The following is a 16,511-nucleotide window of genomic DNA, read 5'->3' as shown; positions in this document are numbered from 1 at the left end:
TGCCATGGAACTACGACCAGGCAGTGTGACCGGCGCACCGCTTACCAATGGTCTCAAGTCGCGAAACGATGTCTTCCAGAGAGGCGGACTGGCCGAGCGCTGCGCAAGACCGGAATGTGAAGCCCAGCGCCTCGACGCGCTTCACGGCCGCCTGATAGCGAGCCCGCGCAGGATCCTGCGGCGAGTCGACCAGCATCGAGGCCCACAGGGCGTTGTCCGCCTCTTCGAGCAAGTCCCGCTTGGCGCGCGCAAGCGCCAGGTCGCCTGTCTTCAGCGTCTGGCGCACAAAGGGTGCACGCTCATCCACATCGACAAGCCGCGCCGGCACGCGCCTCAGATAGTAATAAATGTCATCCCGAAGGAAGAGAAACCGATCCGGTTTTCCCGCTGCCCTGCCCCGCGAGCGCCCTGCCATGCCGATACCTGAAATACGTGAAAGTCACTCATTTTGTATCTCAGTTTGTATCTCCAAAACCGCAAACACAGCAATGGCGAAAAAACATCGCCAAAAATACCACTTAAAAATCAGATAGTTACATTAAATTTTGGGAGGAAACTCTGGTGCGGACGGCGGGAATCGAACCCGCAAGCCCCAGGGGCGGCAAATTTTAAGTCTGCTGCGTCTACCAGTTTCGCCACGTCCGCATCGCAACAACGACTAGCGGTAGAAATCCCGGCAATCAAGCGGGATACGCATGTTCTTCAGAAAATACGCATGTTCAGCCCCTGCGAAACAGGCCACCGCCCCGCTCCATCCAACGCCCGCCACGTTCCACCATTGCCCTCCCAGGGGCGCGGGTCTATCTCTCCACACATCAACAGGGATCACACTGAGATGAGCGAACTCGTAACGGCCGCAATGGTTGTCATCGGCGACGAAATTCTTTCCGGCCGCACCAAGGACAGGAATATCGGCCATCTGGCCGACATGCTCACGGCCGTGGGCATCGATCTGAAGGAAGTGCGCATCGTCTCCGACGACGAGGCGGCAATCGTCGAGGCGGTGAATGCGCTGCGCGCGCGCAACACCTATGTGTTCACCACTGGCGGCATCGGCCCCACGCATGACGACATCACCGCCGATTCCATCGCCCGCGCCTTCGCTCGCCCCTGCAACTATGACGACAGGGCCTATTCCCTGCTCGAAAAGCACTATGCCAGCCGCGACATCGAATTCTCGGACGCCCGCAAGCGCATGGCCCGCATGCCCGAGGGAGCCGAGCATATCGACAACCCCATTTCCATCGCCCCCGGCTTCCGCGTCGAAAACGTCTATGTGATGGCCGGCGTGCCGGCGATTTTCCAGGCGATGCTCGACAATGTGATCCCCACGCTCAAAACCGGCGCGAAACTCATCTCCGAAACCATCCCCTCCAGCCTTCCCGAAGGCGCAATCGGCGGCCCGCTCGGCGAAATTCAGGCAGCCCATCCCGAAACCATCATCGGCTCCTATCCAAAGTATCAGGATGGTTCCTTCTGGACCGAAATTGTGGTTCGATCCCGTTCGAAGGCGGCGCTTGAGGAGGCGGTTGTGGCCATCCGGTCCATGCTCGAAGATATCCCGCCCAGGCAGGTCGCAAAGGGTTGATCTGGCGCAAAACGGTTTGGCCGCAGATGGGCTAGAAAAGAAAAAGCGCACTGCATCGCAGCTCAAGGAGGCTGACATGAGCTACAAGACCATTCTCGCAATTCTGCAAAGCGAGGCTGACGCCCCGCGTGTCCTCGATCTGGCGCTGCCGCTTGCAGCCCGCCACGACAGTCATGTGATCGGCCTGCACGCCGAGGCGCTTCCCATGGTCATGGCCTCGCCCATGGGCGGCCCCGTGGTCGATCTCAGCATCGACATGCAGGAAGAGACGACCCGCCGTCACAAGGTCATCCGCCACCTGTTCGACGAACGCGCCCGCGTCGAGGGCGTCGCCAGTGAGTGGCGCGGCTTCGACAGCGTGTCGGGCGATTCGGCCGTCTCCGGCATCGAAAGCGCGCGCAGCGCAGATCTGGTGATCGCCCAGCAGACCGACCCGGACGCCACCGCCAGCATGGACGCCAATATCGAGGCCCTGCTTTTCGAGACCGGACGCCCCGTCCTCCTCGTTCCCTATATCCGCAAGGCCCGCGAGGCCGAGTTCAAGAAGATCCTGCTCGCCTGGAACGGCAGCCGGCAGGCAGCGCGTGCCGCCTTCGACGCCCTGCCCTTCATGAAGGAAGCCGACAGCGTGGAAGTGTTCTGTATCGACCCGCAGGATACGCCCCGCCGTGACGCATCCATGGCCGGCACGGCCATCGCCGCAGCCCTTGCACGCCACGGCATCGACGTCACGGTCAAGGTGGAGCAGTCGGGCGGCGTCTCCCATGGCGAGGTGCTCGACAATCGCATTTCCGACACGGGCGCGGATCTTCTCGTCATGGGCGCATTCGGGCGCTCGCGCCTGCGTGAATTCGTGTTCGGCGGAGCCACGCGCACCATCCTGCAAAGCATGACGGTGCCCACCTTCCTCGCCCACTGAGGCGGGCCACGCTCACAGCCCGCATCCAAACTGTTGGGAAAATGCGGGATGAACCGGATGCCGGGCTTGCGCTCGGCATCCCTTTCCGGCTAATTCACCGCGCATTCCAATCAGCAGCCGCGATGCGCCCATGGAGTGCGAAGCCGATGTCTCTTCCTGAAAAAGCCTTTCCCGTTTCCTGGGATCAGTTCCACCGTGACGCGCGCGCGCTCGCCTGGCGTCTGTCCGGCGTCAACGGCGAATGGAAAGCCATTGTCTGCATCACGCGCGGCGGCCTCGTGCCCGCAGCCGTCATTTCGCGCGAACTCGGCATCCGCCTCATCGAAACCGTGTGCGTCGCCTCCTATCACGACTACACGTCGCAGGGCGAACTGCGGGTGCTCAAGGAAATCAATCCCGAGCTCCTCAAGGATGAAGGCGAGAACGTCCTCATCGTCGACGACCTCACCGACACCGGCAAGACGGCAGCCATCGTGCGCGCCATGATGCCCAAGGCGCATTTCGCCACCGTCTATGCAAAGCCCAAGGGCCGTCCGCTTGTCGACACCTTCGTCACCGAAGTCTCGCAGGACACCTGGATCTACTTCCCCTGGGACATGGGCTTCTCATACCAGAAGCCCATCGCCGAAGGTCAGCCCGACTGATCGCAACGCGCCGCGCGCCCCCTTCCCGGCCGCAGCACGCCCAGGAGCATCTTCATGTCGCGCAGCGACGACAGGCCCGAACCGACGGACGGTCTCACGTCCGGCGCGCCCTTTGACGTTGCCGGGCGTGACGCCGTCTATCGGGCCATCGCCACCCGCCGCGACGTGCGCGGCGAGTTTCTGCCCGATCCGATCGACGAGGCCGCGCTCGCCCGCATTCTGGACGCCGCCCATCGCGCACCCTCGGTCGGCCTGTCGCAGCCCTGGGACTTCATTCTCATCCGCAGGCTGGAGACCCGCCAGCGGATCGCCGACATCTTCGCCGATGCCAACGCGCAGGCCGCAGAGCGCTTTCCTGCCGGGAAGCGGGACCAGTACCGCGCCCTGAAACTCGCCGGCATCACCTCGGCTCCCCTCAATATCTGCATCACCAGCGACCGCGAGCGTGGCGGGCCGGTCATTCTGGGCGCAACCCACATGGCCGACACCGACCTGTTCAGCACGGTCTGCGCCATCCAGAACCTGTGGCTTGCCGCCCGCGCCGAAGGCATTGGCGTCGGCTGGGTCAGCATCCTGCATGAAGACCGCGTCAAGGCGGTGCTCGGCATCCCCGAGCGCCTGCGCCTCGTCGGCTATCTGTGTGTCGGCCACGTCAAGGGCTTCTTCGACGGTCCCGAGCTTGAAAAGCGGGGCTGGAAGCGCCGTTCGCCACTCGCCTCCCATATCCATGAAGAAGGCTGGCGCGAAGAAGACTGAAGCGTGCAACGCTCGCCTTCATATCCGACAAGCGACGCATGATCATTGCGCCAACCTCTTGATTCTCTGCGTAAATTGATTATGTCTGCGATCAGGCTTTCCGCGCGCCCTGATTCGAGTCCGAAAGCTTGAGTGGCAATTGTTCCGCCACCCGGCGCGCAAATAAGCGTAGAAACAGTAACTTACAGGAAAAACATGAATCTGGGCGCGATGTGCCCGGTTGAGGAGAAGTACGATTTTCACGCACGGCACACGTTTGCGGCTGACCGAAACGGTTCGGCGTCTGTTCGGTGGCAATCCCCGCCGCGTTCAGGCAGCAGCGCTGCCGTGGCGCAACGCGGCGAACGGCAGCGGCATCGAGATCATGCTCGTGACCAGCCGGGGAACCGGTCGCTGGGTGCTGCCCAAGGGCTGGCCCGAAGGGCTCGAAACCCTCGCCATGGCCGCACAGCGCGAAGCGCGTGAAGAGGCCGGCGTGCGCGGCAGGCCCGCAGCCGGCGAAATCGGACGTTTCTACTACCACAAGGAAGACGGCACCGGGGTCGAGTGGCCCTGCGAGGTTGCGGTCGTCCCGCTGGAAGTGACCGAGGAGCGCGCCAAGTGGCCGGAGCGCAAGCAGCGCACCCGCCAGTGGTTCTCGCCCCAGGAGGCGGCAGCCGCCGTGAAGGAGCGCGATCTCGGTGAGCTTCTGATCGCATTCAGCCACAATCCACGAGAAATCGCCGCCTGATCGGTCTTTTTTGCCGTCGGCGCTTGCCGCGCGCGGGTTTGTTTCCTAACCCGGTGCGGAGTTTTTTTCCGCACACTTTCACCATCGTGAAGCCAGGGCACGAGATGGATATCGCATGAGCGAAAGCAGCAATCCACGCAAACAGACGCTCGACAAGGATCTAGACAAGCTCGTCTATGTCGAGGAAGCCACCACCACCGTGGCGCGCGGCCTGGTTGCCCCCGGTCTTGCTCTGTTGTTCCTCGCGCTCACCGCCATCTTCGCCGCCACCTACACGTTCGGCGAGCCGCGCGCGGTGATCATCGTCGCCGCCGCCGCCATCGGCGCCTATATGGCGCTCAACATCGGCGCGAATGACGTGGCCAACAATGTCGGCCCGGCTGTCGGCGCAAAGGCCATGACGCTCGGCGGCGCGCTCCTGATCGCAGCCGTCTTTGAAAGCGCCGGCGCGCTGATCGCCGGTGGCGATGTGGTTTCCACCATTTCCAAGGGCATCATCGATCCCGCCGCCGTGGGAACGCCCGAGGCCTTCGTGCGCGCCATGATGGCCGCGCTCATCTCCTCCGCCCTCTGGATCAACCTGGCGACCTGGATCGGCGCCCCCGTCTCCACCACCCACTCGGTCGTCGGTGGTGTCATGGGTGCGGGCATCGCGGCTGCCGGCTTCTCCTCCGTGGACTGGGCCACCATGTCGCAGATCGCGGCAAGCTGGGTCATTTCGCCGGTTGTCGGCGGTGTCATCGCCGCCCTCTTCCTGGCCTTCATCAAGACCGCCATCATCTATCAGGATGACAAGATCGCCGCCGCGCGCCGCTGGCTGCCGCTGCTGATCGCCATCATGGCCGGCACATTCTCCGCATATCTCACCCTCAAGGGTCTGAAAAAGGTTTTCCCGGTCACCGGCGGGGGCGCAGCCATCATCGGTCTCGCCTTCTTCGCAGTCACCTGGTTCCTCGCCCATCTCTTCGTGCATGCGCAGTCGGAAGGGCTCGAAAACCGCAATCAGTCGCTGCGCAGCCTGTTCAAGGTGCCGCTGGTCATTTCGGCCGCCCTTCTCTCTTTTGCCCATGGTGCAAATGACGTGGCGAACGCCGTCGGCCCGCTGGCCGCCATCGTCTTCACCGTGCATGAGAGCACCGTCAACACGACCGTCGCCATCCCGCTCTGGGTCATGGTCATCGGCGCGGCCGGCATTTCCATCGGCCTCGTCCTGTTCGGCCCCAAGCTCATCCGCATGGTCGGCGAGCAGATCACCAAGCTCAACCCGATGCGCGCCTTCTGCGTTGCGCTTTCGGCAGCCATCACCGTCATCATCGCCTCCGGTTTCGGCCTTCCCATCAGCTCGACCCACACCGCCGTCGGCGCCATTTTCGGCGTCGGATTCTTCCGCGAGTGGTACACCGCCCATTCCAAGCGCCGCCGCGCCTATCTGGAGCGCAAGGGCGTGCGCCTCAAGGTAGACAATGGCATCCAGTCGAGCGACGATGACGATCTCGAAGTCGAACAGCAAAAGACCTCGCGCGAGGAAGTCGCCCGTCGCAAACTGGTGCGCCGCGCCCATGTGCGCACCATCGTTGCCGCATGGGTCACCACGGTTCCCGCCGCCGCCATCCTTTCAGCCGTCATCTTTCTGGTGCTCGACCTGATCGCCTGACCCGGAAACTGCACAGGCCCTCATCGATCAAAGCGCACAGCCCCTCCGGCCTGTGCGCTTTTTTCTGCACGCCCCTCCTCCCGAGACGCCGGGAAAGATGGGTTTTTCAAACCGCAACAGCTGGCGTGCGACTTCCCCATAATTCACACACCCCACACACTACATGTAGTGATTGCCTGTCATAATCCGCCGAGTTCTTGACGCCACGGTACGAGTCGCATTTTATGGTCCGGCACTCGCGTTCGTACGGTGCGGTTGGTCGGCGCAAAGCCGGTCGATTTTCCAATTCGTTTGAGTTTCCAGCATCTGCCCGGACATCTGTTTCGGGCGGAACGGCATCGTTTGCGCCGTGGAAAAAGCAGGCGGGGGCGTCGGCTGCCGTGAGGCATCAAGAATCTGTTAACACTATATTTAGTGATTTCGGAAATCCTACGCACCATATAATGTATCAGTTCTGTGACATTGACGTCGCAGTCGCATCAGGTTGGGGGCGGTTTCGCACCTGCGAAACAAGACCTAGCGGTTTCCGGATTCCGGGCCGCATAAAGGAACCAACCTTCGGTATCTAGGCGTCGCGCGCTTCAAGCGCCCGGCATGGCGGACACGGTGTCCGCGCAGTGAAGATGTGATGAGCCATTCGCTGCGCAAGACGCTATATATGGAATAGGGGCAAAGAGGACAAAATGCGCATCGAACGCCGGTTCACAAAGCAAGGCCAAAGCCCATATGCGGAAATCGCGTTCCGCAAGGCCACGAGCGAAATCAAGAACCCGGACGGCTCCATCGTCTTCCGGCTGGAGAACATCGACGTTCCGGCGCAGTTCTCCCAGGTCGCCAGCGACATTCTCGCGCAGAAATATTTTCGCAAGGCCGGCGTGCCCGCGCACCTGAAGAAGGTCGAGGAGAATGATGTCCCCTCCTTCCTGTGGCGTTCGGTTGCCGATGAAGAAGCGCTGAAGGATCTGCCCGAAGACGAGCGCTATGGCTCCGAGACCAGCGCCGCGCAGGTCTTCAACCGTCTCGCCGGCACCTGGACCTACTGGGGCTGGAAGGGCGGCTATTTCGATGGCGAGGAAGACGCCCGGACCTTCATGGACGAGCTGTGCTACATGCTCGCCACCCAGCGCGTCGCCCCCAATTCGCCGCAGTGGTTCAACACCGGCCTGCACTGGGCCTATGGCATCGACGGCCCCGGCCAGGGCCACTATTATGTCGACCCGTTCACCGGCAAGCTGACCAAGTCCAAATCGTCCTATGAGCACCCGCAGCCCCATGCGTGCTTCATCCAGTCGGTCGGCGACGATCTGGTCAATGAAGGCGGCATCATGGATCTGTGGGTCCGCGAGGCGCGCCTGTTCAAATACGGTTCAGGCACCGGCTCCAACTTCTCTCATCTGCGCGGCGAAGGCGAAAAGCTCTCCGGCGGCGGTAAGTCTTCGGGCCTCATGTCCTTCCTGAAGATCGGCGACCGCGCTGCCGGCGCCATCAAGTCGGGCGGCACCACCCGCCGCGCGGCCAAGATGGTCGTTGTCGATGCGGACCATCCCGATATCGAGGCTTACATCGACTGGAAGGTGAAGGAGGAGCAGAAAGTCGCCGCCCTCGTCACCGGTTCCAAGATCGCCAAGAAGCACCTCGAAGCCATCATGAAGGCCTGCATCAACTGCGAGGCCGACAATGATGAATGCTTCGACCCGTCCCAGAACCCGGCGCTCAAGCGCGAGATCCGTGCTGCAAAGCGCAATGCCGTGCCTGAGAACTACATCAAGCGCGTCATCCAGTTCGCCCGCCAGGGCTACACCGACATCCAGTTCAAGACCTACGACACGGACTGGGATTCGGAAGCCTACCTCACCGTTTCGGGCCAGAACTCGAACAACTCCGTTTCGCTCAAGGACGACTTCCTGCGCGCCGTGGAGACCGATGGCACCTGGGATCTGATCAACCGCATTGACGGCAAGGTCGCAAAGACCCTCAAGGCACGCGACCTGTGGGACAAGATCGGTTACGCCGCATGGGCGTCCGCCGATCCGGGCCTGCACTACAACACCACCATGAACGACTGGCACACCTCGCCGGCAGCGGGCCCGATCCGCGCCTCGAACCCGTGCTCGGAATACATGTTCCTGGACGACACGGCCTGTAACCTCGCCTCGATGAACCTCCTGCAGTACCGCAATCAGGACGGCACCATCGACATCGCGGCCTACGAGCACACGGTGCGCCTGTGGACCATGGTGCTGGAAATCTCCGTGATGATGGCCCAGTTCCCGTCCAAGGAGATCGCAAAGCTCTCTTACGAGTACCGCACGCTGGGTCTCGGCTACGCCAATATTGGCGGTCTGCTGATGACCTCCGGCATCCCCTATGATTCAGCGGAAGGCCGCGCTATTGGCGGCGCGCTGACGGCGATCATGACCGGTGTCGCTTACGCAACCTCGGCAGAGATGGCCGGCGAGCTCGGCGCGTTCCCCGATTATGAGCGCAATGCCGAGAACATGCTGCGCGTCATCCGCAACCACCGCCGCGCCGCCCATGGCCAGAGCGACGGTTATGAGGGCCTGTCGGTCAATCCGGTGCCGCTCAAGGCGGACGAGTGCCCGCATGCCGATCTGATCGAGCATGCCCGCGCCGCCTGGGACCGCGCGCTTGAGCTGGGCGAAAAGTACGGCTACCGCAATGCGCAGGCCACCGTCATCGCGCCCACCGGCACGATCGGCCTCGTAATGGACTGCGACACGACCGGCATCGAGCCCGACTTCGCACTGGTGAAGTTCAAGAAGCTGGCCGGCGGCGGCTACTTCAAGATCATCAACCGCGCCGTGCCGGAAGCCCTGCGCACGCTCGGCTATTCCGAAGCCCAGATCGCCGAGATCGAGGCCTATGCGGTCGGCCATGGCAATTTCGATCAGGCTCCGGCCATCAACCCGACCAGCCTCAAGGGCAAGGGGTTCGACGACGAGAAGATCGCCGCCGTCAACGGTGCGCTCAAATCGGCCTTCGACATCAAGTTCGCCTTCAACAAGTGGACGCTCGGCGAGGATTTCTGCAAGGAAACGCTCGGCCTCACCGACGAGCAGCTCGACGATTTCTCCTTCGACATGCTGGCCGCCCTCGGCTTCACCAAGAAGGAAATCGAGGCCGCCAACATCCACATTTGCGGCGCCATGACGCTTGAAGGCGCACCGCATCTGAAGGAAGAGCACCTGCCCGTCTTCGATTGCGCCAATCCGTGCGGCAAGGTCGGCAAGCGCTACCTTTCGGTCGAAAGCCACATCCGCATGATGGCTGCCGCGCAGCCCTTCATCTCGGGCGCCATCTCCAAGACCATCAACATGCCCAACGAGGCGACGGTCGAGGACTGCAAGGCGGCCTACCTCCTCTCCTGGAAGCTGGCGCTCAAGGCCAACGCGCTCTACCGCGATGGTTCCAAGCTCTCGCAGCCGCTGAACTCCGCGCTCCTGTCCGACGATGAGGACGATGCCGACGATCTGGCCGAAGAGCTGGTCGCCGCACCGGCTGCCGCGCAGGCCGCCGTCGTCTCCGAGAAGATCGTCGAACGCATCGTGGAAAAGGTTGTCCGCGACGAGCGCGAGAAGCTCCCCAACCGCCGCAAGGGCTACACCCAGAAAGCGGTGATCGGTGGCCACAAGGTCTACCTGCGCACCGGCGAGTTCGACGATGGCCGCCTCGGCGAGATCTTCATCGACATGCACAAGGAAGGCGCTGCTTTCCGCGCGATGATGAACAACTTCGCCATCGCCATCTCGCTTGGCCTGCAATACGGCGTGCCGCTCGAGGAATATGTGGAGGCCTTCACCTTCACCAAATTCGAGCCGGCCGGCATGGTCATCGGCAATGATGCGATCAAGAACGCCACGTCGATCCTCGACTATGTGTTCCGCGAGCTGGCCGTGTCCTATCTCGGTCGTTCGGATCTCGCCCATGTGGACACGTCCGACTTCACCAACACCGCGCTCGGCCGCGGCATCAATGAAGGCAAGGCGATCCCCTTCTCCAAGGGCCTGACCCGCGGCGCGACCCCGTTCAAGCTGGTTTCCGGCAAAAGCGGTGAGCCCAAGGGCGAAGCCGGCGGCCCGTCCGTCCGCGCCATCGCTTCGGGCGCAACCGTCCACGCGCTGAAGCCTGCCGTTTCGGAACTGCAGGAAGAAGCCACCGCCTTCCGCCGCGACTATGAGGAGCGTGCGAAGGAGCTGGCAGAGGAAGCCGCGCAGGAAGGCGAAACCGACGCCCTCTTCACCGAGGCAGCCGCTCAGGAAGCCGCCGAAGCGAAGAAGGTCGAGAGCCACCGCCGCCAGCAGGCGATCATGCAGGGCTATACGGGCAATATGTGCTCGGAGTGCCAGAACTTCACCATGGTGCGCAACGGCACCTGCGAGAAGTGCGACACCTGCGGCGCAACGAGCGGCTGTAGCTGAGGCAAGGGCCGCATTGAGGTGAGAAGGGCAACATAGTTTGTCCTCCTGCACACTAAAATGTCCGCAATGGCAGCCTCACGATGTCCCAATGCGAGAGCGCGTTGGGAATCAAGGAAATCCGGGCTCATCGGCCCGGATTTTTTCGTTCTAAGCCAAGTCGTCTGGAATCAGCGCACCCGCTTCCTTCGTTCATCCTTTGAGCGCCCACATTTGACGTATACGGACATTTTGCAGCCTTCCGACTGCTGCCGTTCGTCCAACGAATTGGTTCGTAGGTCTTCAAAGCCCAACCGCTTTCCATCGAAGAAGCAGACCTGACCAGAACAGCGTCCTGCACGGTCGCTTAGGTCAAACTCTAGGTGTCGATGACGATGGTACTCGGCTGCTTCGCACACCTCTGCGCTACGGGTGAAATCGGCCCAACACCATAGGGCTACGCACACGCTTCTACGGTCGGCAAAGCGCTTAACAAGTAAGTGGTCGACATTGCTGAAATGCGGCCTCCCGACGGGCGGCGAGCCAGCAACGTCATGCTCTCGAGGTCCCCGGCATGTGTCTTCAAAATCCGTTCACCGAGGGCCACTTACACCAACGAGGCGATTGCCGTGATGAACGTCTCCCGTGAAGCGGAACCCAATTACTGGCCAGTTCCGCAAACTCATTGCGGAGACGGCGATACTGCGTCGTTAAGAGTTGTCTATCGTGCCTGCTGAGCGCGACGGTCGCCTCATGGTCAGCAAGCACTCACCAGCAGCGGTCCAGCGCCTGCTTTTACAGATAACTCCCTCCAGCTCGCAGGCTCATGTCTGTGCGACAGCCTGCCCGCACTTGCGTGCTCCCGTGCCCCGAGGCCCAGATCCCTCAAGCATACCAGCTTACGACATCTGGGGAACGAAGCTCCGACGACAGCATGCTGGATGATGCGTTCATCGTGTCCCTCAACGACAAGTTCAGGACGGAGTGCCTCAATAAGCACTAATTCCTCAAGCCGCGGATATCGCTCATGAAATACTCATCGGCACCTTCCGCCGCATGATCCTAAACGCCCCGGATACTCCGGATAGGGGCGCTCCAAAGACCGGTCGCACGTTACTCCGCATCGATCTCACCCGTAAGATCGAGGTCGCATTTGGGATCTCGTGCTATTGGCTTCTCAACTGCTGCTTGCTCTTCCGAACACGTATCTCGATGCGACGTCTCTTCGGCGCATCACCCGACTGTGCACCGTCTGTCATCGTATCGCTCGGCAGGATGAGCTGCGCTCCGGATAAAGGCAGGATTTCCACGCCCTGCATGTTAGGGAGCGCCTTCAAGACAGCGGCTACTGAGATGGCACGCGCAAGGCCCAGTCCAGCATTATCACCAGGCTCCATAATGTTGATATCAGCCGCCCCGCTTAACACCTCCCCTAGAACCTGATCGATATTCGATTTTCGAGAGAGACGTTGCTCATCGGTGTGGCCGATCACTTCAACAACATCGACGCCGTACTGAGCAACGATCGATGCGATGCGTTGAGCAATTTCACCTTCAAGCTTTGACCTGAAGCCTCCCTTGAGGTCAGCACTGCCAGTTTCGAACGAATAGCCTTCTGCCTCGCTCAGATCGATGATTGGCGGCCATTCATGCGGCTTGCCGGATGATGTCTCTGCAATGATGCGTTCCGCCTCAATGCGTCTCATCTCTTCTTGCCTCGCGCGCTCCTCGGCCGCGCTGGCTCGTTCATCAGCAGAGACCAGTCTCTCGATATCAGTGGCAGCAAGCTCGTACGCGATGACTGCCTTCGTATCCTCTATCCTTTCCACGGCTTCCTGAAGGCTGATACCCGCCGCCCGGATCTTGTCTGCGGCATCCTTCGCAATGATGAGTTCGCGCCAGTCTTCCTCTGCCAGTTTCCGATTGCTGGACATCATCAATCTGGACAGTTCGGCGACGAGCTTCTCCTTGTCCTTCTCAATATCCGATATCGTTGCCGCCTGCTCATTGACCGTGGCTTGGAGCACATCGTTCTTGGCGAGAGCCTTGTCGAGTTCTCTCTGTTTCTCCGCCAACATCGCGCCCGCGACCAGCAGCAGACAGAAAACCAGGAGAAGCATGGTTTCCGCCATCGTGAGGCCGAGGATAAGACCACGGGCATAGCCTGTTTTCTCTGTCTCGACGGAAGTCATATCTCCAACGCTCACCGCCACCACCTGGACTTGGTTCCATTATGATCACCTTCAGGTGTTTTGACTTCAGGAACCGATTGTGCGGATGTGCTCGAACTCGTGGCGCTATCCATCCCTTGTGCCGGCTTCGGCTGCGCTGAACTTGGCGTTGGTGTGGGCGTAACGTTAGGTCCAGAGGTGTTCGGGATAGGCGGAGGCGTATCCTCATCGAGATCCTTCTCCAGCAATGCTTCAAGCATTTTTGTAAGGGAGTCGGAGCTCTTGTCGGTCTGCTCCTTCATCTTGGAAGAGAATTCTGTCTGCGACTTTGTAAGCTGCCCGACGGCCAGCAGGATCTTGTCCGTTCGCTCTTTCTGTTGCCGCGAAAGCGCCTCAGACCGTTCGGTGTACTCCCCAATGGTGGTGACCAGCGTCTTTATGAGAGGTAGGAGTTCGCTCTTCAGAACCGCATCCGGAATGGTGATGTTCTCCAGCTTCCCTGAAACAGTTTCAGCCTGCTTCTCAAATCTGGAAACCGTTTCCTCCATTGAGGTGTTGGCCTTGTCGAGATTGCCGGCAACTGTGTCGACCTTGTCTGCAATTCCTGTGAAACGGTCTTCAATCCTACTGAAGGTGTTTTCGAGGTTCTCGGCTATCTTGGATGATGTCTCCTGCAGAGGCTTGAGCGCTTCAGAGACCATGCTTTCATATGCCTTGCGAACGCTGGCACCATTCTGCTCAGCCTGTCTGGCGATCTCATCGAAACCTTCTTCGAGCATCTGGTTACACACACGGCGGAAGTCGGCGAACTCTCGCGCGGACACATCCATTTCCGTGGTGATGCGCCGTGTGGTGTCGGCAAGCTCTTCTCTGACTTTGCCCTCGGTGCCCACAGGATCTCTGCGTACCTGATTGTACAGGATACGCAGAGCGATGCCGGTGATCGTGGATGAGACGGCGACACCAAAGCTCTGAACGACGTCATCCGCATTGCCGCCTGTGCCGAACTGGTAGAGCGAAACCGCAAGACTGGTCAGCGTGAACAGGAACCCCATGTAATAGAGGTTGTCGCCTGTCTGCTCATCGTGGACCTTGAGCTTGCCGACAATAATGGACAAGCCGAGGTAAACCAGCATCAGGATGATCGGAACGGTGATCGCAATGGAGGTGGATACACCGCTCGTTTTGGCAATGACGATAAACAGACAGCCCACAATGGTGAACGCAGTGAAGACGTAGATGGGAAGGTGTCTGGAATCGAGGAATGGGTAGTGTTTTTTCACTGCCATGTCAGATGCCTTCCACCTTGACGAAATTGAACTTCCCGGAGCGGTTGTCTGCAAACCAGTTGGCCCAGAACTGTGCATGGGGAGCGCTACCGAATTTCTTCTGCGGCCTGTTGAAATAGAGTACCGTCACTTCGGCCCCCATAAGGTCTGTTCGATTGGGGGAGCTGGCAGGACTGTTCAGATAGGCCTGGTAGTCAGGGCCAGAGCGGTACTGGGAATAGAGATCTGTATGCTCAATCATGTCTGAGGCGACGACCAGCCTCTTTGGCACATCACGGGCTTCAGCTGTCTCGAAGATCTGCAGCTTGACCGACTGGATGGCCGCCATGATCGGGGACTGATCTGCGCCCTCCGAGTGCTTGATCCGGTCGAGGGCAGCTTCAAGAGGCTCTCTGTAGCCGCGCTGGAACTTCTCCAGCCTTATGCGCCTGTTCTCAGTCCAATCGTCAACCGTCGTCTCATCACCAGGATTGCATCCCCGAAACCCGACGACCAGTTCACCTGGCTTGTCCGTAATGGAGCCGACCCAGATTTCGCCACCTGCTTCGATCTCGTCTTCAATGGCTCTCTCGTAAGTGTTCCGAAGATGCATGAAGGCGGCTTCAGGGATTGCATCCGTAGTGTCGAACAGGAATGCCGTAACGCTTGTCGGTCCATCAAGCGGGCAGTTTGTTTCAGGGTCGAGGGCGACATTGTCCAGTGAGCGAACCTTGAGCCAGGCATATCCGCCGATCAATGCACTCGATGCCAATGCAACGAGCGTCAGTGCAACAATTGCAGGTGCCTTGCCCCTGTTTCTGGAATTGCCACGACGCCTCTTCCCTCCGCGAGGTCTACGCCTGCTCATTGCTCGCCTCCGGGAAAAGGATATCGAGATCCCTGTACTGTTTGATACCGCCGTCACACATGCGTCCGATTTCGACCATCTGCTCGCTGAGCATCTTGCGGGCTTTGACAATGGATGCATCAAGCTCTTTCTGAGAGATCTCCCCGTCGGTGCGAATGATGTTTGTAGTCTTGGGGAGCTTGTAGACCTGTGAGAAATGCCGTGGCGCGGCCGTGCTGCGCGCCTGAACATTCGCTTCACGGTACTTCGCCAGAAGCTGTCTACAGGCCTCTTCAAGTTGCGCCTGGTGTTCATCGAACAGTGCAGCAATTCGATTGCGGCTGGTCAGGATGGCAGCGTATTCGCGCTTCCTCGCCGAGAGTTCCTTGAGGATGTCCTCGACCTGTTCGTTATGCTCGTCACGGACCTCCTGAAGATACTCGATCTGCTCCGCTTTCGTCGCGATATAGTCGTCGCGTCGCGCCAGCCGTCGCTTCTCGACGCCTGCATAGCCGAAATACGGATCAGACAGCAGGCAGCCGTCGATGAAGGCGATGACCGAGAACAGGAGGCCAACAAGGAAGAGCATCCATGAGCTGATGTCATTCAACCCAAACGGATCGGCTCTCATATTCTTGATCGCTTCGAGGCCAGCTCCTGACATGAAAGTGCCGCTGACTTCGCGGTAGTGCGCCAGGAGAAGATTGATGATTATGGCCCCGGCCACATAAACAAGGATGGCCCCTGCGGCTATCAGCTTGCGAAGGAACGACCTGTGCGTGATGCCTCTTGCTCCGTAGTAGGCAAGAAGCAGCGCGGCCCCGATGTTCACGAAGGAGAAGGCCAGAGCCTCTGTTACACCGCCAAGAATGCCCTGCTCGTTCCCCTTGGAGAGAAAGAAGCCGTTCAGAATGCTTTCAACCAGGAAGACAAGTACGAGAATTCCCCACTTCAATGAGATGGTCAGCCCACTGTTGACGCGGGCGACACGCTCAAGCCTATGTTCCTTTTTGAAGGCGTTCAGCTCATCGGTTGCGGCTTTCAGATCAGTTCTCTTGGCATGTAGCTCATCGAGACCATTGGAGATCTCTGCATTGAAGTCTGAAAGGCTGGAAGTGTTGGCCTGCTGAAGCATGCCCAGCTGTTCATCGAGATTAAGCCCTGCAACACGACGGGCGTAGAGGTGGAGCCTGTCTTCGAGCTTCTGGTGGGACGTTCTTTTCGCCTCCTGCACGTATTCGATGATCGAACTCTCGACATCGTCGAAAGCCTTTGCCGTCTTTGGAGGCTGCTCCTCGCTCCCGCGCTTCTCGCCGAGCTCTGCGAGTTCCATCTCTTTTGCGATCTTGTCGACATTCAGGCTCGGGAACATGTCCGTCGAAGCGCGATAGTCGTGGTGTTCTGAAAGAAATTTGTCGCGCAGCTTCTCCAGCGCATCAAACTTACCAGCCAATTTAGCCCCCAATAAATCACTAGTCGTTGCCGGCCACATCAGTTGAGGTAGCGTGAACGAATTCCC

Annotated in this window: 12 protein-coding genes and 1 tRNA gene; 7 read left to right on the top strand and 6 right to left on the bottom strand. The window is 60.0% G+C overall.

Going from position 1 to position 16,511, the window contains the following annotated elements; all coding sequences use genetic code 11:
- Positions 1-10: 10 nt before the first annotated feature.
- Entirely contained in the window at positions 11-415 is a 405-nt protein-coding gene (locus tag NDI72_RS20785; protein ID WP_283801671.1) for a DUF6538 domain-containing protein, read from the bottom strand.
- Between the two features lie 144 nt (positions 416-559).
- A tRNA-Leu gene (locus tag NDI72_RS20780) sits at positions 560-645 on the bottom strand.
- Between the two features lie 190 nt (positions 646-835).
- On the opposite strand from NDI72_RS20780, the gene NDI72_RS20775 reads away from it, so the two are divergent.
- The 7 genes from NDI72_RS20775 to NDI72_RS20745 all read left to right on the top strand — a co-directional run bounded on the left by NDI72_RS20775 (position 836) and on the right by NDI72_RS20745 (position 10,730).
- Positions 836-1,588, top strand: a complete 753-nt coding sequence (locus NDI72_RS20775; protein WP_206554578.1) for a competence/damage-inducible protein A — start codon at positions 836-838, stop codon at positions 1,586-1,588.
- Between the two features lie 76 nt (positions 1,589-1,664).
- A complete protein-coding gene (locus NDI72_RS20770; protein WP_113156351.1) occupies positions 1,665-2,507 on the top strand; it encodes a universal stress protein in 843 nt (280 codons plus the stop codon).
- A 146-nt stretch (positions 2,508-2,653) separates the two neighbouring features.
- Positions 2,654-3,151 carry a xanthine phosphoribosyltransferase gene (gpt, locus tag NDI72_RS20765; protein ID WP_113155520.1) on the top strand — a complete coding sequence of 166 codons (498 nt, stop codon included), beginning with the start codon at positions 2,654-2,656 and terminating at the stop codon, positions 3,149-3,151.
- A 54-nt stretch (positions 3,152-3,205) separates the two neighbouring features.
- The gene (gene bluB / locus NDI72_RS20760) at positions 3,206-3,907 is read left to right on the top strand and encodes a 5,6-dimethylbenzimidazole synthase (RefSeq protein ID WP_283801670.1); all 702 of its coding nucleotides are present in this window, start codon (positions 3,206-3,208) and stop codon (positions 3,905-3,907) included.
- 262 nt (positions 3,908-4,169) lie between these two features.
- On the top strand, positions 4,170-4,637 hold the full coding sequence (locus NDI72_RS20755; protein ID WP_113156352.1) for an NUDIX hydrolase: 468 nt from the start codon (positions 4,170-4,172) through the stop codon (positions 4,635-4,637).
- Between the two features lie 115 nt (positions 4,638-4,752).
- The gene (locus tag NDI72_RS20750) at positions 4,753-6,291 is read left to right on the top strand and encodes an inorganic phosphate transporter (protein WP_283801669.1); all 1,539 of its coding nucleotides are present in this window, start codon (positions 4,753-4,755) and stop codon (positions 6,289-6,291) included.
- Positions 6,292-6,974: 683 nt separating this feature from the next.
- Positions 6,975-10,730: a vitamin B12-dependent ribonucleotide reductase gene (locus tag NDI72_RS20745; RefSeq protein ID WP_283801668.1), complete on the top strand. Its 3,756-nt coding sequence runs from the start codon at positions 6,975-6,977 to the stop codon at positions 10,728-10,730.
- A 1,142-nt stretch (positions 10,731-11,872) separates the two neighbouring features.
- Here NDI72_RS20745 and NDI72_RS20740 read toward each other — a convergent pair.
- The 4 genes from NDI72_RS20740 to NDI72_RS20725 are packed head-to-tail and all read right to left on the bottom strand — an operon-like array spanning position 11,873 to position 16,445.
- Entirely contained in the window at positions 11,873-12,898 is a 1,026-nt protein-coding gene (locus NDI72_RS20740; RefSeq protein ID WP_283801667.1) for an OmpA family protein, read from the bottom strand.
- Positions 12,899-12,909: 11 nt separating this feature from the next.
- Positions 12,910-14,166: a hypothetical protein gene (locus NDI72_RS20735; protein ID WP_283801666.1), complete on the bottom strand. Its 1,257-nt coding sequence runs from the start codon at positions 14,164-14,166 to the stop codon at positions 12,910-12,912.
- 1 nt (position 14,167) lies between these two features.
- Positions 14,168-15,013, bottom strand: coding sequence for a hypothetical protein (locus tag NDI72_RS20730; protein WP_283801665.1), 846 nt, complete (start codon positions 15,011-15,013; stop codon positions 14,168-14,170).
- Positions 15,000-16,445 (bottom strand): hypothetical protein, encoded by a 1,446-nt coding sequence (locus NDI72_RS20725; RefSeq protein ID WP_283801664.1) that lies wholly within the window; start codon positions 16,443-16,445, stop codon positions 15,000-15,002. Before NDI72_RS20725 ends, NDI72_RS20730 begins: the two co-directional genes overlap by 14 nt.
- Between the last annotated feature and the right edge of the window lie 66 nt (positions 16,446-16,511).

The organism is Nitratireductor sp. GZWM139 (assembly GCF_030068685.1).
Taxonomy (GTDB): domain Bacteria; phylum Pseudomonadota; class Alphaproteobacteria; order Rhizobiales; family Rhizobiaceae; genus Nitratireductor; species Nitratireductor aquimarinus.
Note: the sequence above shows the minus strand (reverse complement) of the source record. Positions and strands in the feature narration are given on the sequence as shown.

Coding starts and splice junctions, on each gene's coding strand:
- NDI72_RS20785 (WP_283801671.1), bottom strand. CDS start 415: ATGGCAGGGCGCTCGCGGGGCAGGGCAGCGGGAAAACCGGATCGGTTT.
- NDI72_RS20775 (WP_206554578.1), top strand. CDS start 836: ATGAGCGAACTCGTAACGGCCGCAATGGTTGTCATCGGCGACGAAATT.
- NDI72_RS20770 (WP_113156351.1), top strand. CDS start 1,665: ATGAGCTACAAGACCATTCTCGCAATTCTGCAAAGCGAGGCTGACGCC.
- gpt (WP_113155520.1), top strand. CDS start 2,654: ATGTCTCTTCCTGAAAAAGCCTTTCCCGTTTCCTGGGATCAGTTCCAC.
- bluB (WP_283801670.1), top strand. CDS start 3,206: ATGTCGCGCAGCGACGACAGGCCCGAACCGACGGACGGTCTCACGTCC.
- NDI72_RS20750 (WP_283801669.1), top strand. CDS start 4,753: ATGAGCGAAAGCAGCAATCCACGCAAACAGACGCTCGACAAGGATCTA.
- NDI72_RS20745 (WP_283801668.1), top strand. CDS start 6,975: ATGCGCATCGAACGCCGGTTCACAAAGCAAGGCCAAAGCCCATATGCG.
- NDI72_RS20740 (WP_283801667.1), bottom strand. CDS start 12,898: ATGACTTCCGTCGAGACAGAGAAAACAGGCTATGCCCGTGGTCTTATC.
- NDI72_RS20735 (WP_283801666.1), bottom strand. CDS start 14,166: ATGGCAGTGAAAAAACACTACCCATTCCTCGATTCCAGACACCTTCCC.
- NDI72_RS20730 (WP_283801665.1), bottom strand. CDS start 15,013: ATGAGCAGGCGTAGACCTCGCGGAGGGAAGAGGCGTCGTGGCAATTCC.